The organism is Arthrobacter sp. Y3223151 (assembly GCF_059091125.1).
Genome location: NZ_JBNHGI010000007.1, coordinates 166,818 through 188,610 on the forward strand (window position 1 = coordinate 166,818; position 21,793 = coordinate 188,610).

Genomic DNA, 21,793 nt, shown 5'->3' on the forward strand with positions numbered 1-21,793 from the left:
CAAAGGGACGGGTCCGCCCCTAAACAGCAGGAGCCCGCCCCAAAGGGACGGGCTCCTCATGGCTCTGCGCCTCCGCCGGCACTCCTGCCGGCCGGCAGGCCCTAAAGGTTGCCGGTGGCGATGCGCAGCATGCGGCGCAACGGTTCCGCCGCGCCCCACAGGAGCTGGTCGCCCACGGTGAAGGCGCTGATGTACTCGGGGCCCATTTCCAGCTTGCGGATACGGCCTACCGGGATCTCGAGCGTGCCGCTGGCTGCCACCGGCGTCAGGTGCTCCATGGTGGCTTCCTTGGTGTTGGGAACCACGCGGGACCACTCGTTGTCGGCGTCGATGATCCGCTCGATTTCGGCCACCGGCAGGTCCTCGGTGAGCTTCAACGTCAGGGCCTGCGAGTGCGACCGCATGGCACCGATGCGGACGCACAGCCCGTCGAACGGGATCCGCTTGTCGTCGCTCAAGCCCAAAATTTTGTTGGTCTCGGCGGGGGCTTTCCATTCTTCCTTGGACTGTCCGTTGCCCAGGTCCTTGTCGATCCACGGGATAACGGATCCCGCCAGCGGCACGCCGAACTGGGAGGCATCCAGTTCGGGGCTGCGCTGCTGGGCCAGGATCTTGCGGTCGATCTCCAAGATGGCAGAAGCGGGCTGCGCCAGCTCGTCGGCCACCGCGGCGTTCAGCGTACCGAACTGGTTCAGCAGTTCGCGCATGTGCCGGGCGCCGCCGCCGGAGGCCGCCTGATAGGTCATGGACGTGCCCCACTCGACGAGGCCGTTCTTGAACAGCCCGCCCAGGCCCATGAGCATGCAGGAGACGGTGCAGTTGCCGCCGATGAATTCCTTCACGCCCCGCGCCAGGCCGGCGTCGATCACGTCGCGGTTCACCGGGTCCAGCACAATGATGGAGCTGTCCTGCATCCGAAGGGTGGACGCCGCGTCGATCCACAGGCCGTCCCAGCCGGCGTCGCGCAGCTTCGGGTACACCTCGGCGGTGTAGTCGCCGCCCTGTGCCGTCAGGATGATCGGCAGCTTTGCCAGCGTCTCGATGTCGTACGCGTCCTGCAGCTTGCCCGCACCCGCGGCGAAGGACGGGGCGTCGCCGCCGGCGTTCGACGTGGAGAAAAACACGGGGTTGATGAGGTCGAAGTCGCCTTCATCCTGCATGCGCTGCATGAGGACGGAGCCGACCATGCCGCGCCAACCGATCAGGCCGACGGACTGGGCAGATGAAGTGGCTGCAGGGGAAGTCATGCATTCCATTTTACCGGCCGGGTCAATTTGGGCGCTGTGAGCTACGCAGCACTGCGGAAAAGGATGCATCACACGTACGACGACGGCGCCCGCCGTCGGCGTTACCCTCTCCGGGCATACCCTCACCGCGCACGCCCAGGCCGGGCCTTATTCGGTCGGGCCTACTTCCGGGCCGCGGACCCAGAGCGAGATGCGGTAGCGGGTGCCGTTGGCCGCGGTGTGCCAGTCCTCGGTGGGGGTGACGCCCTCGAACGTCCACTCGGGGCCGAGCTGCGGCGCGTACGTGTCGCCGTCCGTCTCCATGTTGATGACCGTCACCGAGGCCGCGTTCGCGTGCTGCCGGGCGAGGTTGAAGATCTCGCCGCCGCCCAGGATCCAGATTTGGTCGCCGCCCGGGCTGGCCGCAGCCTCCGCCAGGGCGTCCTCAATGGTTCCGACGACGACGGCGCCCGCCGCGGCCAACTGTTCGCGCAGGTCCGGCCGCCGGCTGACCACGATGTTGGTGCGCCCCGGCAGCGGCCGGTACTTGTCGGGGAAGGACTCCCAGGTCTTGCGCCCCATGATCACCGGGTGGTTCAGCGTGGTCCGCTTGAAGTGTGCCAGGTCCTCCGGCAGGTGCCAGGGCATTCCGCCGTCGCGGCCGATCACGCCGTTGCTGGTCTGAGCCCAGATCATGCCGACCACCGGAGCGGAGCGAGCCCCGGACCGTCCGGCCCCGAGCACGGCTTCGGCGACGCTGTCCGGGTACGGGCGCGCGGCCAGGTGGTCGGCGCTCATACGGCCACCGGTGCCTTAATGGCCGGGTGGTGCTGGTAGCCGGCCACCTCGAAGTCCTCCAGCGAGTAGTCGAAGATGCTCTCCGGCTTCCGCAGGATGTTGAGCGTGGGGTAGGGGTAGGGCTCGCGCGACAGCTGCTCGCGGACCTGGTCCACGTGGTCGTCGTAGACGTGCACGTCCCCGCCGGTCCAGATGAATTCGCCCGGCTCCAGGCCCACCTGCTGCGCCAGCATCAGGGTAAGCAGCGCGTAGGAGGCGATGTTGAACGGCACGCCCAGGAACATGTCCGCGCTGCGTTGGTACAGCTGGCAGGACAGCCTGCCGTCCGCCACGTAGAACTGGAAGAACGCGTGGCACGGCGGCAGCGCCATGTTCTTGATCTCCGCCACGTTCCACGCCGAGACGATGTGCCGGCGCGAGTCCGGATTGTTCTTCAGGTCTTCCACCAGATTGGCGATCTGGTCGATGTGTCCGCCGTCGGGCGTGGGCCAGGAGCGCCACTGCACCCCGTAGACCGGGCCGAGCTCGCCGTCGGCGTCGGCCCATTCATTCCAGATCTTGACGCCGCGTTCCTGCAGCCATTTCGCGTTCGAATCGCCGCGCAGGAACCACAACAGCTCCAGCGCCACTGACTTGAAGTGCACGCGCTTGGTGGTGATCAGCGGGAAACCCTGGGCCAGGTCGTAACGGAGCTGGCGGCCGAAGACGCTGCGGGTGCCGGTGCCGGTGCGGTCGGATTTGGCCGTGCCGTTGGCCATGACGTCGCGCAGCAGGTCCTCGTACGGGGTGGGAATCGCGTTCACAGCGTCCAGTGTAGTTGAGGGGTGCTGCGGCGGCTGCCGAGGGACGGCAGGCTCACGGTGCGTCCGGCGCCAGCCCGCGCGGGCGCCGCAGCTGGCCGCGCACCAGGTTCAGGACCGTCTCATCGTCCAGTCCCGCGTCCCGGGCGGCGCGCACCAAATGTACGACGGCGAGGCCCACCTCGGCGGAACCCGCTGCGGTTTGGTGCGTGGCGGCTGCCGTGTCAGCCACGGTAGTGCCATGGCGCCGGCGGCTGACGAGCAGGCCCGCGGCCTCAAGCTCCTTGTACGCACGGGCCACGGTGCCGGCGGCCACACCCAGGTCTGCGGCCAGGCTGCGCACCGGGGGCAGGCGTTGTCCGGCAGCCAACGTGCCGACGGCGATGAGCGAGGCAATCTGGCTGCGGATCTGTTCGTACGGCGGAGTCGGTGCCGCCAGGTCCACCCGGATCTGGGTGCTCACGGTGTGCGGTCCTGGTGGACGGCGGACTCGTCGCGGTCCCGGCCGGGGCCGGGAGGCCCGCCGTCGGCGTTGCCGGAGTGCTGCGTGACGGGGTGGCCGATATAGCCGGCCATCGAACGGCGCGGTCGCGATGCTCCCGGTAGAAGAGCCAGCACGATGGCGGCCAGGTAGAGCACGGCCGTGGTGATGCGGAGCGCTGTATGCAGGCCGGGGGAAAGCTGGTGGAGGTAGGACGAGATGCCGCCGTCCAGGAACCAGCCCCAGGCCGCCGGATGGGCGTTGAGCAGTTGGGCGGTCAGGGCGAACAGCCCGGCGGCGGTCATCCGCGCAACGCGGAAGCCGGATACGCAGCGGAGCAAGTTGTCCGCCTCCGGGGTTGCCTTGAACAGCGGGGGACGGCGGTGCACCAACAGGACGGCCGCTGCGCCGAGCAAGAGCAGGGCAAGACCGGCCACGGCGAAGGCTGCCAGCAGGTCGGGCTGTCGGCCCGGGGCGGCGGCATTGCAGCCGATGGCGACGGCGAGCAGCACCGCGCCGGCGGCAACGGCGGCAAGGAGCGGGCGCGGAACCAGCCGGGCCGCAGGCACCATTCGGTCGTAAGAGGGCGAGCCGGAAGTGGCTTGGCCGGACGATCTGGTGTGGCCGCGCCAGAGCCGAACTTCCCCGGCTGCGACAAAGGCCAAAAACACGGCCACCGGCACGGCAAACGCCAGAGGCAGCAATAATAAGGGCGAAGCAGGGAAGATGGGGTTCCCGTCGTCGGAGACGGTGGCCGGCTGGACCGCGAAACCGGCCCACCCACCGACAGCAACCAGCGCAACTGCGGTGAAGACCATCGCGACGGTATGCGTGGACTCCGTGATCTCCTGCCCCGCGGCGTAGCTGCCGCGGTAGATGACCGGACGGCCCGGAGTGCCATCGGGGGCCAGCAGGGGAGGGCGCCACAGGGCCATGGCGATCATCAGCGTGACCGTGAGCCAGCCTGCCAGTTGCTGGGCGGGTTCCCAGCCGGTGGCCGGTGCCGGTCCGTCGAGGATGAGGGCCGGCGCCTGGTGATTGGCGAAGCTGACTGCCATGGTGCCGAGCGAGGCGAAGAGCAAGGTGGCCGTGCGGAACAATCGATTGATGAGGATGCGCCGCAAGATCTCGTTGTCCTCGCGGTTGAGCGAGTCCACGGAGCGTCTGCGCACGATGACCGCCGTCGCAGTGGCGACGCCGGCCGCGAGCGTCAGGATGCCGATCAGCAGGATCGGCGCAAAGTAGCTGCCGGGCTGGCGGCCGTTGTGCCCGCCGGAGACCTCAACACCGGCGACGGATTGGGAACCGCTGAATCCTTCGATGCCCGGCAACTCCCGGACGACGATCGCCGCGATCACGGCCAGCACGGCCGCCGCGATCATGACCGAGAGCAGCGCCGCGGGGATGTAGTCGCGGATGCGCCGGATAGTGATGTCGGCGCGGCGGACCCTGCCGCGGGGCTTGGGCCAGGTGTATTGGCCGATGATGTAGATTCCGGCCAAGCTGACCAGCGGCACCAGGACGGTCAGCAGGTCCGCCAGCCAGGAAGGCGCCGGTGTATGTCCGGCGTAGTACGTGGCCGGAATATCGCCGACCTTCGAGGCCGCAGACAGCCCGCTGGCGAAGAACGCGATGAGGGCCGTCCAGAACGCATGCATCCGGGCGGCATCACGGGCGGTGTCGGGCGCGGCGTCGCTGCGGCCCGCGATGATCCGCAGCACGCCGTAGATGATGACGGCGCCGAACAGCAGCCCGGTGATGGTGCTGGTCAGTAAGTCCACGATCCCCCTCGTGCTGTATCAATGGATCAAGTATTTGATACAAAGCGGCCAGGGGTCAAGGGTGGGGGTTGCCGGGCGGCACGAGCACTCGTCAGATGCCGCTAGTCGTCGTAGGCGTCGAGGATTTCGAGCGCGACGATCCGCCCGCCCCGGTGCTTGGCGATGTGGCAGACCAGCACGGCTCCCGGCCGCAGGTAGGGATCGTCCGTGGGCAGCTGCGCGGCGAGTTCGGGATCCATCCGGTCCGCCAGCACCTGAAACAGGTTCGGCAGCACCGGCCGGTGGCTGCAGACGGCGGTGGGCTTGCCCTTGTCGAGCATCTGGATGAGGGCGGCCCGGGCCTTCTTCGGGTTGCGCTCGTTGTTGTGCTCGGTGATGGCCTCGACGGTCCGCAGCTTGGTCTGGGTGTGCAGCACGTACGGGGTGACGGTCTGGACGCAGCGCAGCCAGGGGCTCGAGACGATCCGCTTGGGTTTCCACGCGGACAGCATCCGGCACACCGCCAGCGCCTGCCGCCGTCCGGTGGCCACCAGCGGGCGCTCGCCCTCGGCCTGCGACCAGGCGGACCGCGGTTTGGCCTTGGCATGGCGGACGACGACGAACGGATAGGTATCGAGTTCGTTCCGCTGATGCGCGGCCTCCAACGCTTCCAGCGGTTCCACGTCCGAACGGTTGGTCAAGAGTTCACGGGCCGTGGCGGGCGGACACCACAGCACGCGGTCCACCTCCTCGCCGTCGGGCACGGGGTCCTGTTTCTCCAGCTTGGCGGCCCAGTACACCACCTGCTTGAGTCCGGCGTTGACGCGGTAGCGGATGGTGGGCAGCGGGATGCCCAGCCGCACCTGCACGCCGATTTCCTCGTGGACCTCGCGGACCGCGCACTCGGGGGTGGTTTCGCCCCGGTCCAGCTTGCCCTTGGGCCAGGACCAGTCGTCGTAGCGCGGCCGGTGGATCAGCAGCACTTCCAGCCGGCCCTGGCGGACGCGCCAGCACAAAGCCCCGGCGGCGGTGATCCTGACGCCCGGGGGAGCACCGGCGTCGCTGGTCTTGCTCTGCGTCATCAGCGGCGGGTGACGGTGCGCTGGCGGGAGCGGGAGGCGAGCAGCCAGGACTGGATATCCGAGAGCGGGTTGCCGTCGTCGTCCTTGTGGTGCCTGGTCCACGCGCCGTCGCTGTCCAGGTGCCAGCTGGCGGTGCCGGGGTCCACGTAGCGGTCCATCACGGCCAGCAGGTCGTTGATGTCCTCGCGGGAGTTCAGTTGCACCAGCGTCTCCACGCGGCGGTCGAGGTTGCGGTGCATCATGTCGGCGGAACCGATGTAAACCACCGGTTCGCCGCCGTTGGCGAAGCCGAACACGCGCGAATGCTCCAGGAAGCGGCCGAGGACGGAACGGACCCGGATGTTTTCGCTCAGTCCCGGGACGCCCGGCCGCACCGCGCAGATCCCGCGGACAATCACGTCCACCCGCACGCCGGCCTGCGAGGCGCGGTAGAGCGAGTCGATGACGGCCTCGTCCACCATCGAGTTCACCTTAATCACCACGCGGGCGGCTCGGCCGGCCTTGCTGTTCGCGATCTCCTTCTCGATCCGGTCGATCAGCCCGGAGCGCACCGACCGCGGGGCCACCAGCAGCCGCTTGAACGTGGACTTCGGGGCGTAGCCGGAGAGCTGGTTGAACAGCTTGGACAGGTCCTCGCCCACCTGGTAGTTCGCCGTCAGCAGGCCCAGGTCCTCGTAGTAGCGGGCGGTGCGCGGGTGGTAGTTGCCGGTGCCGATGTGGCAGTAGCGGCGCAGCCCGTCGCCTTCCTGCCGGACCACCAGCGAGAGCTTGCAGTGCGTCTTCAGGCCTACGATGCCGTAGACCACGTGGACGCCGGCCTGTTCCAGCTTCCGCGCCCAGTCGATGTTCGCCTGCTCATCGAACCGGGCCTTGATCTCCACCAGCGCCAGCACCTGCTTGCCGGCCTCGGCGGCGTCGATCAGCGCGTCCACGATCGGCGAATCGCCCGAGGTCCGGTACAGCGTCTGCTTGATCGCCTGCACCTTCGGGTCGGCGGCGGCCTGCTCCAGGAAGGCCTGCACGGAGGTGGAGAACGAGTCGTACGGGTGGTGCAGCAGGATGTCGCGCCGGCGCATGGCCGCGAAGACGTTGGCCGCCTTGGACGTTTCGCTTTCGTTCAGGTGGCGGCTGGTGTGCGCCAGCTGCTTCGGATACTTCATGTCCGGCCGGTCGATCTGGTAGATCGCCTCCAGCCCGCGCAGGTCCAGCGGCGCGGGCAGCGCGTACACCTCGGATTCCTCGACGCCGAGTTCGCGCACCAGCAGTTCGCGCACGCTGGGGTTGATGTCCGTGGCCACTTCCAGCCGCACGGGCGGCCCGAACCGGCGGCGCAGCAGTTCCTTTTCCAGCGCCTGGAGCAGGTTCTCGGCGTCGTCCTCTTCGACTTCCAGGTCCTCGTTGCGGGTCACCCGGAAGGTATGGTGCTCCAGCACCTCCATGCCCTGGAAGAGCAGGTCCAGGTGCTGGGCGATGACGTCTTCCAGCGTGATGAACCGGGCCGTGCGGCCGGGGATCGAGCCGGCGCGGGGGCCGTCCACGGGGATCAGCCGCGAGAGCTGGTCCGGGACCTTGAGGCGGGCAAAGAGTTCCTTCTCGCTCACCGGGTTGCGCACGATCACGGCCAGGTTCAGCGAGAGCCCGGAGATGTAGGGGAAGGGGTGGGCCGGGTCCACGGCCAGCGGCGTCAGGATCGGGAACACCCGCTCCCGGAACATCACGGACAGTTCGGTCCGCGCCGCCTCGTCCAGCTCGTCCCAGCGCACGATGTGGATGTGTTCGTAGGCCAGCGCCGGGCGGATCTGCTCGGCGAAGATCCGGGCGTGGCGCTGCTGCAGCTTGTGCGCGGCGACCTTGATTTGTTCGAGCTGCTCGATCGGGGAGAGCCCGGCGGCCGATGGCACGGCCAGCCCGGTGGCGATCCGGCGCTTCAGGCCCGCCACCCGGACCATGAAGAATTCGTCCAGGTTGGAGGCGAAGATGGAGAGAAAGTTCAGCCGCTCCAGCAGGTAGAGGTCTTCGTCCTCGGCCAGTTCCAGGACCCGTGCGTTGAAGTCCAGCCAGCTGATTTCCCGGTCCAGGAAGCGTTCCAGCGTGAAGTCCCCGTCGGGCGCCAGCGAGGGCGCGAACTCGGGAATGTCGATGCGGTCCTGGGTGGCGCGGGCAGGGACCATTTCCGAGGAACCCAGCCGGGGAATGGCTGCGGTTTCGGGTTCGATGACCATGCTCTCTCCTGGGGCGTTGGGGGCGGGCCGGACTCACCTCATCGTAGAGGCGTCCGGTAGCTATAAGGTTACCGACTGTTGCCCGCCGGCCTGCTCCCGCGGTGCGTACATCACATCCGCATCCCAGCGGGTGAAACCCAGCTTGCGGTAAAGCCCGACGGCGGGCTCGTTGTCCGCGTCGACGTAGAGCATGATGGCGTGCTCGCCGGCGTCCTGCAGGTGCTTGATGCCGGCGATGGTCAGCGCCTTGCCCAGCCCGGTGCCCTGCGCCTGGGGCGTGACGCCCACGACGTACACTTCGCCGATGGACGGGTGGCTGCCAGAGCGCGGGTGGACCTTGGTCCAGTGGAACCCGACCAGGCCGCCGCCGTCCTCGCGCTCGGCCAGCAGGAAGCCGGCCGGATCGAACCAGTCCTCGGCCATCCGCGCCTTCAGGTCGGAGAGCGTCATGGCGCCCTGCTCGGGGTGGTCGGCGAAGGCCGCGGCGTTGGCGGCCAGCCACGCCTCCTCATCCCTGCCGGGCACGAAGGAACGGATGGCCACTCCGGGCGGCAAGTCGGCGGCGGGCAATCCGGTCGGGTGGGTCAGGCGCATCCGCCACAGCTCCCGGACCGGGGCGAAACCGAAGCGCGCGGCCAGCCGCCCCGCGGCCTCGTGGCCGCCGTGCGACCAGGCCTTGAGGCCGGGCAGTTCGGTGTGCTGCCGGACGGCCTCGACCAGCCGGGTCCCCACGCCCTCGGCGCGGTAGGAAGGGTGCACCACCAGTTCCAGGACGTTGTCGGTGCCGGCAGCGGTGGCAAGGCTGACGACGGCGACCCCGGCCAGCGCCGTCGCGGTGGCGGGATCGGAGCGCTCTTCGCCGGCGTAGGTCGCCAGCACCAGCACGTCGGCCGACTCCGGGGCCCGCAGGTTCACCCACGTCTGTTCGGACAGCGGGGGATTGCCGTCGGACTCTTCGGCGGCGGCGGCCAGCGCCTTGATGTCCGCGAGGGTCTCGGCGTCGGGGGCGCCTTTGATGGTCAGCACGGGCCAGAGGTCCGAATCCGATGCAGTCATGAGCACAGACTATCCGAGCGGCCTTCGACGGCGGGAGGGCACCGCGGTCCGCTGCAGGCCCGGCCGCCTCAGCCGACGCCGCTGGGTTCTTCTTCCGCCTCGCGCACCAGCGTGAACCGGTAGCCGACGTTGCGGACCGTGCCAATCAGCTGCTCGTGGTCCGGGCCCAGCTTGGCCCGCAGCCGCCGCACGTGCACGTCGACCGTGCGCGTGCCGCCGTAGTAGTCGTAGCCCCAGACCTCGTGCAGCAGCTGGTCGCGGGTGAACACCCGGCCGGGGTGCTGGGCCAGGTACTTGAGCAGTTCAAATTCCTTGTAGGTCAGGTTCAGCGGCTGTCCGCCGACGCGCGCGCTGTAGCTGGCCTCGTCGATCACCACGCCGGAGGCGTGGATCTCCGTCCCGGTGTCCTGGTCGCCGGCACGGGCGCGGGCGATCACCAGCCGCAGCCGCGCCTCGACCTCGGCCGGCCCGGCGGTCACCAGCACCACGTCGTCGGCAAGCCAGTTGGCGCTGACGGCGGCCATGCCGCCCTCGGTGAGCACCAGCATCAGCGGTGCCCCCAGGCCGGTGGCCTTCAGCAGTTGGGTGAGCGAGCGCGCCCCGGCCAGGTCCTTGCGGGCATCAACCATGACCACGTCGGCCGGATCGGTTTCCAGCAGGGCGGTCGGTTCGGCCGGCAGGATGTGGACCTTGTGGTTCAGCAGCTCGAGGGCGGGCAGGACGTCGATCGACGAGCCGGGACTGTTGGTCAACAGCAGAATGTGCGGCATGGTTCCTCCAGGGGGTTTCGCGGCGCACATCATCGGGCCGGGCCCGGCAGGTCCTCACACACGCAGGCGCAGCCTGCCGGACGGTGGCATAAGTATAGCGCCGCGCCCCGCCGGGCCGCGGTTTCTCGCCCCGCCCCTGCGTCATAGGGCAGTATGACTAGCGTGAAAACGTGGATCGTCGCCGCAGCCGCTGCCGCCGTACTGTGCGCCGTCATCGGCGCCTCCTACCTCTCCCTCCCGGTGCTGACGGCGGCGGTGTGCGTCGCCGCGGTGGTGATCGGGGTCGGTTGGCCGGTGTTGCTGGGCGTGCCCGCCAAGAAGACCCTTGCCGCCGTCATCTCCCTGGCCGGGATTGCGACGGCGGTGCTCGCCGGCCTCGCGCCCGCCGGCATGCCGCTGCTCTGGATGGCGGTGGTGATTGCGCTCGGCGTGATGGCCGTCTTCCTGATCCAGCTGCTCCGAGGCACCGGCCAGCCCCGGCGGCTCGAATCGACCTTCGGCGCCAGCGCCGGCGTGGTGCTCACCTCGCTGGGCGCCGGCTGGGTGGCCGCCGACCGGCTCTCGGCCAATGCAAACAACGGCGGAATGATGCTGGTGACCGGGATCAGCATGCTGGTGGCCATCGGCGTCTGCCTGCTGCCCTGGCCCGACCGGATCGTCGCGCCGCTGGGCGTGGTCCTGGCCCCGCTGGCGGGGGCCCTGGCCGCCCCCTTGTTCTCCACCGTCCACATGCTGCCCGCCGCGGCAGTGGGCGCCGTCGCCGGCATCATCCTGGTCAGTTTCCGCCGGCTCGTGCTGGCCGACGGCGGTCCCACCCGGCTGCCGGCGATGCTCGCCGTCGGCGCCGCCCCGATCATGGCCGCCGGATCGCTGGTCTACTTCCTGGAGCGGATGCTGCTGCGCTGAATGAGCGGGGCCGCCGAATGAGCGGGGCCGCTGAATGATCGAGGTCACAGTGCGGGCCGGCGTCACGGGCAGGCATCCTGCGGCCGGGGCCGTTACTATGGAGCCATGTCGTATCTCGGTCTTGAAATTTTCTACCTGTCCCTGCTGGTCCTCGCCGGCCTTGGCATCGCGGGCTTTGCCTCGCTGGTGGTTTACCGCCTGTTCAAGGGCCAGAAGTAAGCGACCAAAGCTTAACGATGCCGATTGAACTCCCGACGGAGCTGACCCCGGAACTGGTGCCGCTGTCCTGGCTGCTGGGTACCTGGGAAGGTGCCGGCCGGTTGGGGGCGGGCGAGGAGGGGGACGAACATTTCGTCCAGAAGGCCACGTTCACGCAGAACGGCCTGCCCTACCTGCAGTACACCGCCGAAAGCTGGCTGACCGACGAGGATGGCAACCGGCTGCGCCCGCTGTCGGTGGAAACCGGCTTTTGGGCGCTGGACCGCAAGCTCAACGACGCCGACGTCGGCCCGGGCCTGGTCCCCGCCGAAATCGTGCCGGCCCTGAAGTCCGCGGACGAGGTCGAAGAGCTGCGCAACTCCGACGGCGGCTTCGACATCACCGCGACCATCGTGCACCCCGGCGGTATCTCCGAGCTCTACTACGGGCAGATCAAGGGCCCCCGCGTGCAGCTGAGCACCGACATGGTGATGCGCGGTTCGCAGTCCAAGGACTACAGCGCGGCCACACGCATCTTCGGCCTGGTCAACAACGATCTTTACTGGCGCTGGGACGTGGCCGAGGCCAAGGGCAAGGACCTGGCCCCGCACGCCTCGGCGATCCTGGCCAAGCGCGCCTGACCGGCCGGGAATTTGGCACGGCCGCCGGGAGTTGACGCCGGTATGACCTACCGCAGCCCTTTGCTCCTGCAACACGGCGCCGTCGAAGCCTCCGGGGCCGACGCCGGCGTCGCCGCCCACTACTCCGACCCGCTGCGCGAACAGCGCGCGCTGGCCCGCGGCGAGGCCGTCACGGACCTTTCCCACCGCGGGGTGGTGACGGTGGCCGGCGAAGACCGGCTGAGCTGGCTGAACACGCTCTCCTCGCAGCTGCTGCTGAACCTGAAGCCGGGCCAGTCCAGCGAGGCGCTGCTGCTCACCGTGCAGGGCCGGATCGAATACGACGCCCGCATTGTCGACGACGGCGAACGCACCTGGCTGATCGTCGAATCCTTCGAAGCGGCGCCGCTGGCCGCATGGCTGGACAGAATGAAGTTCATGCTGCGGGTAGAGGTTGCCGATGTCTCCGCCGACTGGGCCGTGGTGGGGTCGGTCAGGCCGGTCCCGGCCTTCGAGGGCAGCCTCGTGTGGCAGGACCCGTGGCCGCAGATCGGTGCCGGCGGCTATGCCTACACCGGCATCGAGGAACCCAAGCACCCCGGCCTGGAACGGTCCTGGTACGAATACCTGCTTCCCGCGGCCGACCTGGAATCGGCCGTCTCCGGGCTGCAATTGGCCGGGGTCTGGGCCGCCGAGGCGCTGCGGATCGCCGCGTGGCGGCCGCGGGTCGGGGCGGAGACCGACGAGAAGACCATCCCGCACGAACTGGACCTCATCCGTACCGCCGTGCACCTGGAGAAGGGCTGTTACAAGGGCCAGGAAACCATCGCCCGCGTGCACAACCTGGGCCGCCCGCCGCGCCGGCTGGTGTTTTTGCAGCTGGACGGCTCGCAGCACACGCTGCCGGTCCCGGGCAGCGACGTGATGCTCGGCGACAAGCGCGTCGGCGCGGTCACGTCCGCGGCGCAACACTACGAGATGGGACCGATTGCGCTGGCCGTGGTCAAGCGCTCGGTCGATCCGCAGGCGCAGCTGACCGTGCTGGACGACGGCGAGAGCTACGACGCCGCCCAGGAAGTGATTGTCACCCCCGACGCCGGCCAGGTGGTCGGCCGCCAGACCGGGTTCCTGCGCCCGCCGCGCTGAGCCTCGTCGGCGCGCAGCCAGCCACCTTGCGGCCGCGCCGGCGCCCAGGCGCCGCCGCGGTCACCTTTGCTTCTGCAGGATCACCGAGGTCTGGGTGCCCGCGTCCCAGAACCCCAGGCTCGCGGCCAGCGCCCGGGAGGCCCTGTTCTCTTCGTGCGAGCGCCACTGCGGAATGAGTCCGGAGGAGAGCGCCTCGTGGCCGGCGATCGCCGCGATCAACGCGCCGGCTCCGCGGCGCCGGTAGGCGGGCGCGGTCAGCACGCCCACGTGGCCGAGGATCTGCTGCCACTCCTGGTAGCCCGCGCCGGCCATCGGGGTGCTCCCGTCCAGCAGCACAAACGACTTGTCCATGCCGGCCAGCCCCGCTTCGTGCGTGTCATCGGGCGGGCACCTGTCTTCCAGCCGGGCGACGTCGCTGCCCGCGGTGGACACCAGGGCCTCCCGTTCGGGCTGGACCACCGGCAGGTCCTCGGCGTAGGACAACACGGCCTTGCCCAGCCCGTGCCCGCCGTGCTCCCGGCTCAGCAGCATCAGCGTCTGGTGTTCGGCCAGGTCGTCGTCCGAGTACCGGGCGGCCGCGGCGACGGCCCATTCCGGCCCCACCAGCGCTGAGCGGCCGAACAAGCGCACGAAGGTGAGGGTCCCGGAGTCCTCGTTGATCCTGGTCAGCCGGTCGTCGGCCGCGATGAAGGCGTTGTCGGAGAATCCGAGCAACCGCGCCCACGCCAGCAGCACAATGTCAGCCGTCCCTGCGTCCAATCGCATACCTGCCACCCTACTGAACGCCTAGCCGAAGAGAACCCTCGCCTCGTCGTAACGATGCTGCGGGACGGTTTTTAGATTGTTCAGCGCCGACTCGAAGCCCACGTGCACGACGTCCGTGCCCTTAATCGCCACCATGGTGCCCCAGCGCTTCTCCACCACCGAGTCCACGGCCGCCATGCCCAGGCGGGTGGCCAGCACGCGGTCGTAGCCGGAGGGGACCCCGCCGCGCTGGATGTGTCCCAGGGTGGTGGCGCGCGTTTCGATCCCGGTGCGCGCCTCCAGTTCGGGGGCAAGCCGCTCGCCGATGCCGCCGAGCCTCGGCCGCCCGAAACTGTCCACGCCGCGCTCGGCGTGCGGGCCCAGTTCGCCGTCGGGGACCCAGCCCTCGGCCACGACCACCAGCGGTGCGCGGCCGCGCTTCTGCGCGTGCAGCACCCAGTCGGACACCTGCTCCATGCTCACGCTCTGCTCGGGGATCAGGATGGCGTGCGCGCCGGTGGCCATGCCCGCGTGCAGCGCGATCCAGCCCACGTTGCGGCCCATCACCTCGGCGATCATGCAGCGGTGGTGAGATTCGCCGGTGGTGCGCAGCCGGTCGATCGCCTCGGTGGCGATCTGCACCGCGGTGTCGAAACCGAAGGTGTAGTCGGTGGCTTCCAGGTCGTTGTCGATGGTCTTGGGCACGCCGACGATCTTCAGCCCGCTCTGGGTGAGCCGGTAGGCGCCGGCCAGGGTGCCCTCGCCGCCGATCACGATCACCGCGTCCACGCCCAGCCGGTCCAGCGTCTGCTGGATCTTCTCCGGCCCGCCGTTGGGTCCCTCGAACGGGTTGGTGCGCGAGGTGCCCAGGATCGTGCCGCCCTGCTTGGAGATGCCCCGCACCTGGTGCCGGGGCAGTTCCATGATGTCGCCCTCCAGCACGCCGCGCCAGCCGTCGCGGAAGCCGACAAACTCGTGCCCGTGCACCGTGATGCCCTTGAGCACGATGCCGCGGATCACCGCATTCAGGCCGGGGCAATCCCCGCCGCTGGTCATGATGCCAATCCTCATGGGTACTCCTTCTCGGTTGCTGGCCGGTCGGCGCGAGCACCCCATTGAGCCCGCCTCAATCCTATGCAGGAACCGGGCCCGAGTCATTCCGGCCGCGAGCGGTTCCGGCGGTGGAGAGCCCCGGCCGTGCGGGGCGGCGCCTCAGGAGCGCAGCAGGCCGTGCTGCATGGCGACGACGACGGCGCGCGTGCGGTCGTCGACGTCGAGCTTGGCGAAGATCCGCAGCAGGTGCGTCTTCACGGTGGTCTCGGCGATGAACAGCCGGTCGGCGATTTCGGGGTTGCTCAGGCCGTCCGCCACGGCCCCCAGCACCTCGGTCTCCCGGGCCGACAGCGCCGGCGGCGCGGGCGAGCGCAGCCGGGAGACCAGCTTGGCCGCGATCGGCGGGGCCAGGACCGTTTCGCCGCGGGCGGCGGCGAAGACCGCGGCGATCAGCGCGTCGCCGGGGGTGTCTTTGAGCAGGTAGCCCACCGCGCCGGCCTCCACCGCCCGCACGATGTCGGCGTCGCCGTCGTAGGTGGTCAGGATCAGCACCTTGGTGTCCGGCCGGGCGGCAACGATCCGCGCGGTGGCGTCGGCGCCGTCCAGCCGCGGCATCCGCAGGTCCATCAGGACGACGTCGGCGCCCGGGTCCAGCGCGGCACTCACCGCCGCGTCGCCGTCGGGAGCCTGGGCCACCACCTCCAGCCGGTCCTCGGTGCCCAGCAGGCCGGCCAGCCCGGCGCGGACCACGGGGTGGTCGTCGGCGATGACGACCCGGATGCGGGGAGCCCCGGTGGCGGCCCCGGTGTCGTTGCCCGGGCTGTCCGGTCGGGGTTCAGCGGACATTGCCGGCTCCTTGCAGCTGCAGCGGGATGGTCATGGTCAGCCGGGTGCCGTCGCCCGGCGCCGAATGCACGTCGAGGCTGCCGCCGATTTCGGACAGCCGCTCGGCCATGGCGCGCAGCCCATAGCTGTCGCCGGAGGTCCCCGCCCCGGGGACGAAGCCGGCGCCGTCGTCGTCCACGGAGAGCACCAGGGACGCTCCGTCGAGGTGCAGCCGCAGCCGCGCGGAGTGCGCGCCGGCGTGCCGGCGGACGTTGTTCAGGGCCTCCTGCGCGGCCCGCAGCACCACCACCTGCTGCGCCGGCGTCAGTTCCGGCAGCGACGGCGGCAGCTCCACGCTCAGCCGGGCGCCGTCCAGGGCGGTGGCCTCGAGCCGCCGCAGCGCGCCGAGCAGGTCGCCGCCGGCCAGCTGCGTGGGGCCGGATGCCGCGATCAGTGCCCGCGCTTCCTGAAGGTTGTCCCGTGCCGTGTCCCGGATACCGGCCAGGGAGGACGCAAGCACCGCCGGGACCGGGGTGCCGGCCTTGCGCAGCTGTGCCTGGGCCGCCTCCGAAAGCATCACGATCGAGGTGAAGCCCTGCGCCAGCGTGTCGTGGATTTCGCGGGCCATCCGCTCCCGCTCGGCCATGGCGCCCTGGCGCTCGTGCGCGGCCCCCAGTTCCGCCCGGGCGGCGTTGAGCTCCGCGATCAGGTCCGCCCGCTGCTCGCTCTGTTCGATGATCTTGTAGATCCACAGGCCCAGCAGCGTGCTGGCCAGGAAGGAGATCACCGCCTGCAGCCCGGCGGCCAGCAGCCCGGCGGCGCCGGTGCCGAACAGGTGCAGCTGGCCGGCGGCCACGAGCATGCAGATCAGCGCCGAGGCGGCCACGCCGTTGCGCTCCGACCCCGCGAACATCCACACCTGCGGGAATGCGATGAAGAGGATGATCGAGCCGGCGCCGGAGAGGAACGCCAGGTAGGTGACCACGGCGATCAGCAGCACCACGTACAGCTTCGGCTTCCAGGTGTGCAGGTCGTTCGCGCGGGTCAGGAACGGGTAGGCCGCCCCGAGCAGGACGAGGGCCGCCACCGCCGACGCCTTGGCGGGGTCCGCAGCGTCGGTGGAGCTGACCCAGACAATGACGGCGACGGTCGCCAGCGCTACGTAGAACCCGAGGTGCCACCACTTCAGGCCGCGGAACCAGATCGAGTCCCCGACGGAGGGCGGGGCCGTCGCCGGCGGGACCGCGGATTCACTCATGGCATCACCTTACGACGGCCCTGCCGCCCGGCCTGCGCGGCGCCCTGCAACATGCGACTACTTCTGCGGCGGCCAACGGAACATCAGCCGGGTCAGCACCAGGCCGGCGGCCAGCCAGATGAGAATCACGACGGCGGACATCCCCAGGTTCCAGCTTCCGCCGGGCTCCACGGCCTCCCAGCCCTCCGGCAGGAACACCGAGCGCATGCCGCTGGCCGTCCAGCGCAGCGGTGTCAGGTCCGCGAGGCCGCGCAGCCAGTCCGGGATCTGCGAGAACGGGAAGTAGATCCCGGAGATGAAGGACAGCAGCAGCGGCGGCACGGCGGCCATGGTGGAGGCGGAGGGCCCGGACCTGGCCAGGCAGGCGAAGGCGATCCCCACCGCCGACCAGGCCGCCGTGGACCCCAGGAGCAGCCACGCGAACGTCAGCCAGGCGTCCGCCGTCGCCGGCAGGGGCACGTCGAACAGGAACCGTGCGCCCAGCAGCAGCAGGGCCGTTTGCGTCAGGATCAGGACCAGCGTCATGCCGGTCTTGCCCAGGAAGTAGGAAAGGCTGGGCAGCGGCGTTCCGGCCAGCCGCTTGATGCTGCCGTTGAACCGTTCGGTGGCCACGTAGGCGCTGAGGTTTTGGAAGCCGCTCAGCACCGTGCCCAGGGCCAGCATCGCGGGCAGGAAGTACTCGGCCGGGCGCAGCAGCGACTCGGGCCGCGCCGGATCGCCCATCGACGCGTCCTCGCCGAAGACGGTGCTGAACAGGCCCATCATGATCAGCGGGAACAGCAGGGTGAAGACCACCGCGGCCGGGTCGCGCGAGAACATCCGCACCTCCAGCAGCGTCCGTTTCCAGCCCAGCAGCAGGGCGTTCGGCTCCCAGGTCCGGACTGCCCCGGCCCGGACTGCCCCGGATCGGACTGCCCCGGATCGGCCGGATGTCGAGGGGGCGGACGTTGAGCGGCCGGATGTCGAGGGGGACGGGGCGTTCATGAGGCGTCGGTCCTGTCCGTGGCGTGCTGCTGCAGCAGCTGAAGGTAGATGTCCTCGAGGTGCGGCACGCGCACCTGCAGGTTGGCCGGCTCGTGGAGCCCGCCGCCGCTGAGCCGGTGCACCAACGCCGCCGGCTCGTCGGTGGTCTCGAGGTGGTCGCCGGCCCCGTCCGTCCAGCTGACCCTGGGCCGGCGAAGTGCGGCCCCGCCGATCGTTGCGGGCGTGCCTTCGGCCACCAGCCGGCCGGCGGCGATGACGCCCAGCCGGTCCGCCAGTTGCTCGGCTTCGTCGAGGTAGTGGGTGGTGAGCACGATCGTGGTGCCGTCGGAACCCAGGCGGCGGATCAGCTCCCAGAAGGACCGCCTGGCCTCCGGGTCGAAGCCGGTCGTTGGTTCGTCCAGGAACAGCAGTTCGGGATTGCCGATCAGGCCCATGGCCACGTCCAGCCGCCGGCGCTGGCCGCCCGAGAGGGCGCCGATCCGTGCGCCGGCCTTTTCCTCCAGCCCGACGGCGGCGATCACCTCGTCGACCGGGCGCGGGGCGGGGTAGTAGGCGGCGAGGGCGCGCAGCGATTCGGCCACCTTCAGCTCTCCGGCATCGGTGGCCTCCTGCAGCACGATCCCGATGCGGGCGCGGAACGACGGCGCCGCCCGGTACGGGTCGACGCCGAGCACGGCGGCGCGGCCGGAGGTCGGCTTCCGGTGGCCCTCCATCATCTCGATGGTGGTGGATTTGCCGGCCCCGTTGGGCCCGAGCAGCGCGTACGTTTCGCCCGTGCGGATCTGCAGCGTGATGCCGTCCACGGCGCGGAAAGTTCCGCCGCCGGCACGGGGGTACTCCTTCACCAACCGGTCGAGGACGACGGCGGTGCCCGGCGGGGCAGGATCGCATGCGGCCGGCTCCGGGCGGCCGGGGGCCGGCGCGCCCGGAGCGTCCTGAGCGGCGCGGGCGGTGGCGGGTGTTCTCATGCTTCCAGCATGCTCCGCCCGGGGCCGTAGCCGGCACGTCCGTCCTGCCGACTCGCTTGTCCTCCGGCCGGTGGACAAGAGAGTCGGATCAGGATTTGCCGGCGAGCAGCTTCTCCAGCGCGATGCTGCCGTCGTACTTCGGCAGCAGCAGCCACAACACCAGGTAGGTGCCGATGCCGACGCCGGGGAAGAGGAAGACCAGCAGGGTGGCGATCCGCACCCACATCACGTCCCAGCCGAACCTGGCGGCGATGCCGCCGCAAATGCCGGCGACCCAGCGGTCGGGGCCGCGGCGGACGGGGCTGGAGCGGAGCACTCGGTAGAAGGTATCCATGGCACCATGCTTTCGTGTTCGGGAGCTGTTGTCACTGCCGGTTCGTGGTAAGCGGCCCGCGCGGGTGGCGCGGGCCGCCTTGGTTGTCGGTCCTGGCTGGAGGGTGTGGGCCTGTCGGTCTTCGGCCGGCGGTCCCGGGCTAGCGGTCCCGGTTGCGGGTGGCGCTCAGCACGCCGGCGACCACCAGGGCGATGCCGGAGCCGATCAGCAGGGCGATCATGACGTAGGCCCAGTTGAAGCTGATGTCCCACCAGGTCCCGGCGAGCACCAGCAGGCCGACGGCCACGGCGATCAAGCCCCAGATGATGGTGCCGACGCGGGGACGGCGATCCTGGTCGCGGTTCAGTTGGCTGCTCATCGGATTTCCTCCAGTTCGCTAACGGTCACGATGTCGACGTTGCTGGCCACGCCCCGGACGGCCAGGATGATTTCCGGCGCCCCGCCGTCGTCGTTGATGGTGTAGCTTCCCGGCTGCCAGAACCCGGACTGCCGGCCGCTGTCCGCGCCGGTGACGTATTCGACGTTGCCCAGCGCCATCTGCGTTTCCACCTTCACCGGGACGTCGTCGGGGATGATGACGGTGATGGAGGAGGCCACCGCGTTGACCGGGACGACGGCCGGGCCGCCGAAACGGGAACCGGAGACTGCGCGCAGGTCCACGGTGCCGTCGCCGGCCACGACGCTGTAGCCGTCGCCCTGGGCCGGGGTCGCGGCCGAGGTCCAGGTGCGGCTGGAGGCGATGGCGTAGTTGGAGGCCGTCCACTGCGTTCCCGCGGAGAAGGCCAGCGCCAGGACCAGTCCCACGGCGGCCAGGAAACCGAGGACTCCGGAGGTGCGGCCGACGGCGCCCATCACCACGACGCCGATGCCGATCACGACCAGCGCCGCGGCGATGGCGACGGGCACGACATTCCGGCCCAGCTCAACGAATTCCAGCGCGTTGAGCCCCAGGACCACGCCGGCGGCCAGCATGGCGGCGCCCAGGGTCAGGGCGATGGCCGCACCCGAGGGGCCGCGGGGCGCGGGCTTGTAGGGCCGCGGCGCGGGCTGGGGATACGGGCGCGGCTGCGGGTAGGCCTGCCGCGGCGGGCCCTGGTGGCCGCCGTGGCCCGCGTTGCCGTATCCGGCCGCTGACGCCGGCGTCGAACCGTAGGCGGCGCCGGTGGTTCCGGAGGTACCGGGGGCGCCGTAGTAGGCGGAGGTACCGCCAGCGGCGGAGGCCGGTGCGGGCGGGAAGCCGTCCGCTCCGGTCGGCGCCGAATCCGGAGTGTCTGCCTTGTTGCGCGTGGCGAGCCAGTAGATGAAGAACCCCACCGCGCCCAGCCAGATCACGGCCCAGACGAAGCCGCCAAAGCCCCAGCCGCCGTCGTTGTCGAACCCGAAGATCCAGCTGAACGGGCGGCTGAACACGCCGAGGACCGTGAAGATCACCGCGCCGGTCATGCCTGCCGTCCAGTTGCTGCGGCCGGCTTCTTCGGCATGGATCCGGCCGTCCGGCTCGGGCAGCAGGGCCCAGGCCACGCCGTAGAGCAGCACGCCGATGCCGCCGAAGACGGCGAGCAGGATGAACAGCCCGCGGACCAGGATCGGGTCCAGCCCGATCCGGTGCGCGACGCCGGAGGCTACCCCGCCGATCCAGCGGTCCTGCCCGCGGGAAACGCCGAGGTTGCGGAACCAGCTGAAGAACGCGTTGCTGTGCGCCGGGAAGCCGCCGGTGGGCGGCGGCGGGTAGGCGCCGGAGCTGCCGGGAGGCGGCGGCGGGAAGTTACCGCTGCCTCCGTCACGGCCGGCGTAGCCGGTCCCGTCGGCCCCGGCCGCGTGTGCGTAGCCGGGATCGTTGTAGCCGGCGCCCAGCGGCAGGGTGGGGTTGGTGCCCGGAAGGATGGGCTGGGTCGGATTGGCGGGTGCGTCGTCGTCCTCTGCCGCCTGGACGGTCTGGGGCTCGTCGGGAGCGGGCGCCTGCGGCGCCGCCGGGGCGGATTCCTGCCCGGATTCGGGAACTGCCGGTTGCTGGTCCGGTTCGTCTGTTCGGTCGGTGCCGTCGTTATCCGACGGGATCGGTGCGTGTGAGGTCATGGTTTGATCATTCCAACCGGCAGCCTTCTCCTCTATGGGGTGCCACCCTGACCCTTCCCTGACCGGCCGGCCGGGTTCCCCTGATTTGGCGCCCGGCGGTAGGTCGGGTGCGCCCGCGCGTGCTTGGATTGACCCATGAGAGAACCGCTCGTCCGCTCCACCGAGGACCGCATCATTGCGGGCGTGTGTACCGGCCTGGCCCGGCACCTGAACACCTCGGTCGGGATCGTCCGGGTCGGCATGGTGGTCCTGGCGCTCGCCGGGGGAGCGGGTGTGCTGCTCTATGTCTGGCTTTGGCTGCTGGTGCCGACCGCGGCCGACGAGGCCCTGGCAGCCGAGCGCGCCTTCAACCCCCGCGGCATCGCGGAGAACTTCGCGCGGGGATTCGGCGCGCCGCGTCCCGGCCAGGAGGGGAACGGCCGGCCCGCCGGCCACCCGCACGGCCAGCCGGCCCAGCCGGCCGGGCTCTCCGCTCACCCCGTCGCG

Annotated in this window: 22 protein-coding genes; 4 read left to right on the forward strand and 18 right to left on the reverse strand. The window is 70.2% G+C overall.

The features are described from left to right. Positions 1 to 101: 101 nt before the first annotated feature. From asd to AC5RUP_RS11830, 9 genes are all read right to left on the reverse strand, one after another. The gene (gene asd / locus AC5RUP_RS11790; RefSeq protein WP_494064767.1) at positions 102 to 1,247 is read right to left on the reverse strand and encodes an aspartate-semialdehyde dehydrogenase; all 1,146 of its coding nucleotides are present in this window, start codon (positions 1,245 to 1,247) and stop codon (positions 102 to 104) included. Between the two features lie 147 nt (positions 1,248 to 1,394). Further along, on the reverse strand, positions 1,395 to 1,922 hold the full coding sequence (locus AC5RUP_RS11795; RefSeq protein WP_494154048.1) for a dihydrofolate reductase: 528 nt from the start codon (positions 1,920 to 1,922) through the stop codon (positions 1,395 to 1,397). Between the two features lie 98 nt (positions 1,923 to 2,020). Then, positions 2,021 to 2,782 carry a thymidylate synthase gene (locus tag AC5RUP_RS11800; RefSeq protein ID WP_494154049.1) on the reverse strand — a complete coding sequence of 254 codons (762 nt, stop codon included), beginning with the start codon at positions 2,780 to 2,782 and terminating at the stop codon, positions 2,021 to 2,023. 97 nt (positions 2,783 to 2,879) lie between these two features. Beyond that, positions 2,880 to 3,287 (reverse strand): GntR family transcriptional regulator, encoded by a 408-nt coding sequence (locus tag AC5RUP_RS11805; RefSeq protein ID WP_494154043.1) that lies wholly within the window; start codon positions 3,285 to 3,287, stop codon positions 2,880 to 2,882. Further along, on the reverse strand, positions 3,284 to 5,086 hold the full coding sequence (locus tag AC5RUP_RS11810; protein WP_494154044.1) for a hypothetical protein: 1,803 nt from the start codon (positions 5,084 to 5,086) through the stop codon (positions 3,284 to 3,286). The genes AC5RUP_RS11805 and AC5RUP_RS11810 overlap by 4 nt, the downstream gene beginning before the upstream one ends. A gap of 101 nt (positions 5,087 to 5,187) precedes the next feature. Next, positions 5,188 to 6,147: an NUDIX hydrolase gene (locus AC5RUP_RS11815; RefSeq protein ID WP_494154045.1), complete on the reverse strand. Its 960-nt coding sequence runs from the start codon at positions 6,145 to 6,147 to the stop codon at positions 5,188 to 5,190. Further along, positions 6,147 to 8,369, reverse strand: coding sequence for an RNA degradosome polyphosphate kinase (locus AC5RUP_RS11820; protein WP_494092306.1), 2,223 nt, complete (start codon positions 8,367 to 8,369; stop codon positions 6,147 to 6,149). Before AC5RUP_RS11820 ends, AC5RUP_RS11815 begins: the two co-directional genes overlap by 1 nt. A gap of 60 nt (positions 8,370 to 8,429) precedes the next feature. Continuing rightward, positions 8,430 to 9,425, reverse strand: a complete 996-nt coding sequence (gene mshD, locus AC5RUP_RS11825; protein ID WP_494154046.1) for a mycothiol synthase — start codon at positions 9,423 to 9,425, stop codon at positions 8,430 to 8,432. A 68-nt stretch (positions 9,426 to 9,493) separates the two neighbouring features. After that, the gene (locus tag AC5RUP_RS11830) at positions 9,494 to 10,195 is read right to left on the reverse strand and encodes a winged helix-turn-helix transcriptional regulator (RefSeq protein WP_494064760.1); all 702 of its coding nucleotides are present in this window, start codon (positions 10,193 to 10,195) and stop codon (positions 9,494 to 9,496) included. 153 nt (positions 10,196 to 10,348) lie between these two features. Between AC5RUP_RS11830 and AC5RUP_RS11835 the strand changes: the two genes are divergently transcribed. The 3 genes from AC5RUP_RS11835 (at position 10,349) to ygfZ (ending at position 13,065) form a co-directional block, all read left to right on the forward strand. After that, positions 10,349 to 11,101, forward strand: coding sequence for a hypothetical protein (locus AC5RUP_RS11835; protein ID WP_494154872.1), 753 nt, complete (start codon positions 10,349 to 10,351; stop codon positions 11,099 to 11,101). A gap of 236 nt (positions 11,102 to 11,337) precedes the next feature. Continuing rightward, positions 11,338 to 11,940 (forward strand): nitrobindin family protein, encoded by a 603-nt coding sequence (locus tag AC5RUP_RS11840; protein WP_494022470.1) that lies wholly within the window; start codon positions 11,338 to 11,340, stop codon positions 11,938 to 11,940. 42 nt (positions 11,941 to 11,982) lie between these two features. Further along, positions 11,983 to 13,065: a CAF17-like 4Fe-4S cluster assembly/insertion protein YgfZ gene (ygfZ, locus tag AC5RUP_RS11845; RefSeq protein WP_494154871.1), complete on the forward strand. Its 1,083-nt coding sequence runs from the start codon at positions 11,983 to 11,985 to the stop codon at positions 13,063 to 13,065. A gap of 60 nt (positions 13,066 to 13,125) precedes the next feature. Here the strand turns inward: ygfZ and AC5RUP_RS11850 are convergent, their stop codons facing one another. From AC5RUP_RS11850 to AC5RUP_RS11890, 9 genes are all read right to left on the reverse strand, one after another. Beyond that, positions 13,126 to 13,830 carry a GNAT family N-acetyltransferase gene (locus tag AC5RUP_RS11850; RefSeq protein WP_494155284.1) on the reverse strand — a complete coding sequence of 235 codons (705 nt, stop codon included), beginning with the start codon at positions 13,828 to 13,830 and terminating at the stop codon, positions 13,126 to 13,128. A gap of 21 nt (positions 13,831 to 13,851) precedes the next feature. Then, positions 13,852 to 14,880, reverse strand: coding sequence for a 6-phosphofructokinase (locus tag AC5RUP_RS11855; protein WP_494132119.1), 1,029 nt, complete (start codon positions 14,878 to 14,880; stop codon positions 13,852 to 13,854). A 141-nt stretch (positions 14,881 to 15,021) separates the two neighbouring features. Continuing rightward, a complete protein-coding gene (locus AC5RUP_RS11860) occupies positions 15,022 to 15,708 on the reverse strand; it encodes a response regulator (RefSeq protein ID WP_494158574.1) in 687 nt (228 codons plus the stop codon). Further along, positions 15,698 to 16,945, reverse strand: a complete 1,248-nt coding sequence (locus AC5RUP_RS11865) for a sensor histidine kinase (RefSeq protein WP_494158575.1) — start codon at positions 16,943 to 16,945, stop codon at positions 15,698 to 15,700. The genes AC5RUP_RS11860 and AC5RUP_RS11865 overlap by 11 nt, the downstream gene beginning before the upstream one ends. A gap of 57 nt (positions 16,946 to 17,002) precedes the next feature. After that, complete coding sequence (locus AC5RUP_RS11870) at positions 17,003 to 17,929, reverse strand: ABC transporter permease (protein ID WP_494155079.1); 927 nt, start codon at positions 17,927 to 17,929, stop codon at positions 17,003 to 17,005. Further along, complete coding sequence (locus tag AC5RUP_RS11875; RefSeq protein WP_494158576.1) at positions 17,926 to 18,897, reverse strand: ABC transporter ATP-binding protein; 972 nt, start codon at positions 18,895 to 18,897, stop codon at positions 17,926 to 17,928. The genes AC5RUP_RS11870 and AC5RUP_RS11875 overlap by 4 nt, the downstream gene beginning before the upstream one ends. An 88-nt stretch (positions 18,898 to 18,985) precedes the next feature. Then, entirely contained in the window at positions 18,986 to 19,231 is a 246-nt protein-coding gene (locus tag AC5RUP_RS11880) for a PspC domain-containing protein (protein ID WP_494022473.1), read from the reverse strand. 139 nt (positions 19,232 to 19,370) lie between these two features. Further along, entirely contained in the window at positions 19,371 to 19,589 is a 219-nt protein-coding gene (locus AC5RUP_RS11885) for a hypothetical protein (protein WP_493980168.1), read from the reverse strand. Then, positions 19,586 to 21,307 (reverse strand): PspC domain-containing protein, encoded by a 1,722-nt coding sequence (locus AC5RUP_RS11890; protein ID WP_494158577.1) that lies wholly within the window; start codon positions 21,305 to 21,307, stop codon positions 19,586 to 19,588. Before AC5RUP_RS11890 ends, AC5RUP_RS11885 begins: the two co-directional genes overlap by 4 nt. Positions 21,308 to 21,442: 135 nt before the next feature. On the opposite strand from AC5RUP_RS11890, the gene AC5RUP_RS11895 reads away from it, so the two are divergent. Further along, the coding region (locus tag AC5RUP_RS11895) for a PspC domain-containing protein (RefSeq protein WP_494158578.1) at positions 21,443 to 21,793 on the forward strand (351 nt) is incomplete at its 3' end.

Coding starts and splice junctions, on each gene's coding strand:
- asd (WP_494064767.1), bottom strand. CDS start 1,247: ATGACTTCCCCTGCAGCCACTTCATCTGCCCAGTCCGTCGGCCTGATC.
- AC5RUP_RS11795 (WP_494154048.1), bottom strand. CDS start 1,922: ATGATCTGGGCTCAGACCAGCAACGGCGTGATCGGCCGCGACGGCGGA.
- AC5RUP_RS11800 (WP_494154049.1), bottom strand. CDS start 2,782: ATGGCCAACGGCACGGCCAAATCCGACCGCACCGGCACCGGCACCCGC.
- AC5RUP_RS11815 (WP_494154045.1), bottom strand. CDS start 6,147: ATGACGCAGAGCAAGACCAGCGACGCCGGTGCTCCCCCGGGCGTCAGG.
- AC5RUP_RS11820 (WP_494092306.1), bottom strand. CDS start 8,369: ATGGTCATCGAACCCGAAACCGCAGCCATTCCCCGGCTGGGTTCCTCG.
- mshD (WP_494154046.1), bottom strand. CDS start 9,425: ATGACTGCATCGGATTCGGACCTCTGGCCCGTGCTGACCATCAAAGGC.
- AC5RUP_RS11830 (WP_494064760.1), bottom strand. CDS start 10,195: ATGCCGCACATTCTGCTGTTGACCAACAGTCCCGGCTCGTCGATCGAC.
- AC5RUP_RS11835 (WP_494154872.1), top strand. CDS start 10,349: ATGACTAGCGTGAAAACGTGGATCGTCGCCGCAGCCGCTGCCGCCGTA.
- AC5RUP_RS11840 (WP_494022470.1), top strand. CDS start 11,338: ATGCCGATTGAACTCCCGACGGAGCTGACCCCGGAACTGGTGCCGCTG.
- ygfZ (WP_494154871.1), top strand. CDS start 11,983: ATGACCTACCGCAGCCCTTTGCTCCTGCAACACGGCGCCGTCGAAGCC.
- AC5RUP_RS11850 (WP_494155284.1), bottom strand. CDS start 13,830: ATGCGATTGGACGCAGGGACGGCTGACATTGTGCTGCTGGCGTGGGCG.
- AC5RUP_RS11855 (WP_494132119.1), bottom strand. CDS start 14,880: ATGAGGATTGGCATCATGACCAGCGGCGGGGATTGCCCCGGCCTGAAT.
- AC5RUP_RS11860 (WP_494158574.1), bottom strand. CDS start 15,708: ATGTCCGCTGAACCCCGACCGGACAGCCCGGGCAACGACACCGGGGCC.
- AC5RUP_RS11865 (WP_494158575.1), bottom strand. CDS start 16,945: ATGAGTGAATCCGCGGTCCCGCCGGCGACGGCCCCGCCCTCCGTCGGG.
- AC5RUP_RS11870 (WP_494155079.1), bottom strand. CDS start 17,929: ATGAACGCCCCGTCCCCCTCGACATCCGGCCGCTCAACGTCCGCCCCC.
- AC5RUP_RS11875 (WP_494158576.1), bottom strand. CDS start 18,897: ATGAGAACACCCGCCACCGCCCGCGCCGCTCAGGACGCTCCGGGCGCG.
- AC5RUP_RS11880 (WP_494022473.1), bottom strand. CDS start 19,231: ATGGATACCTTCTACCGAGTGCTCCGCTCCAGCCCCGTCCGCCGCGGC.
- AC5RUP_RS11885 (WP_493980168.1), bottom strand. CDS start 19,589: ATGAGCAGCCAACTGAACCGCGACCAGGATCGCCGTCCCCGCGTCGGC.
- AC5RUP_RS11890 (WP_494158577.1), bottom strand. CDS start 21,307: ATGACCTCACACGCACCGATCCCGTCGGATAACGACGGCACCGACCGA.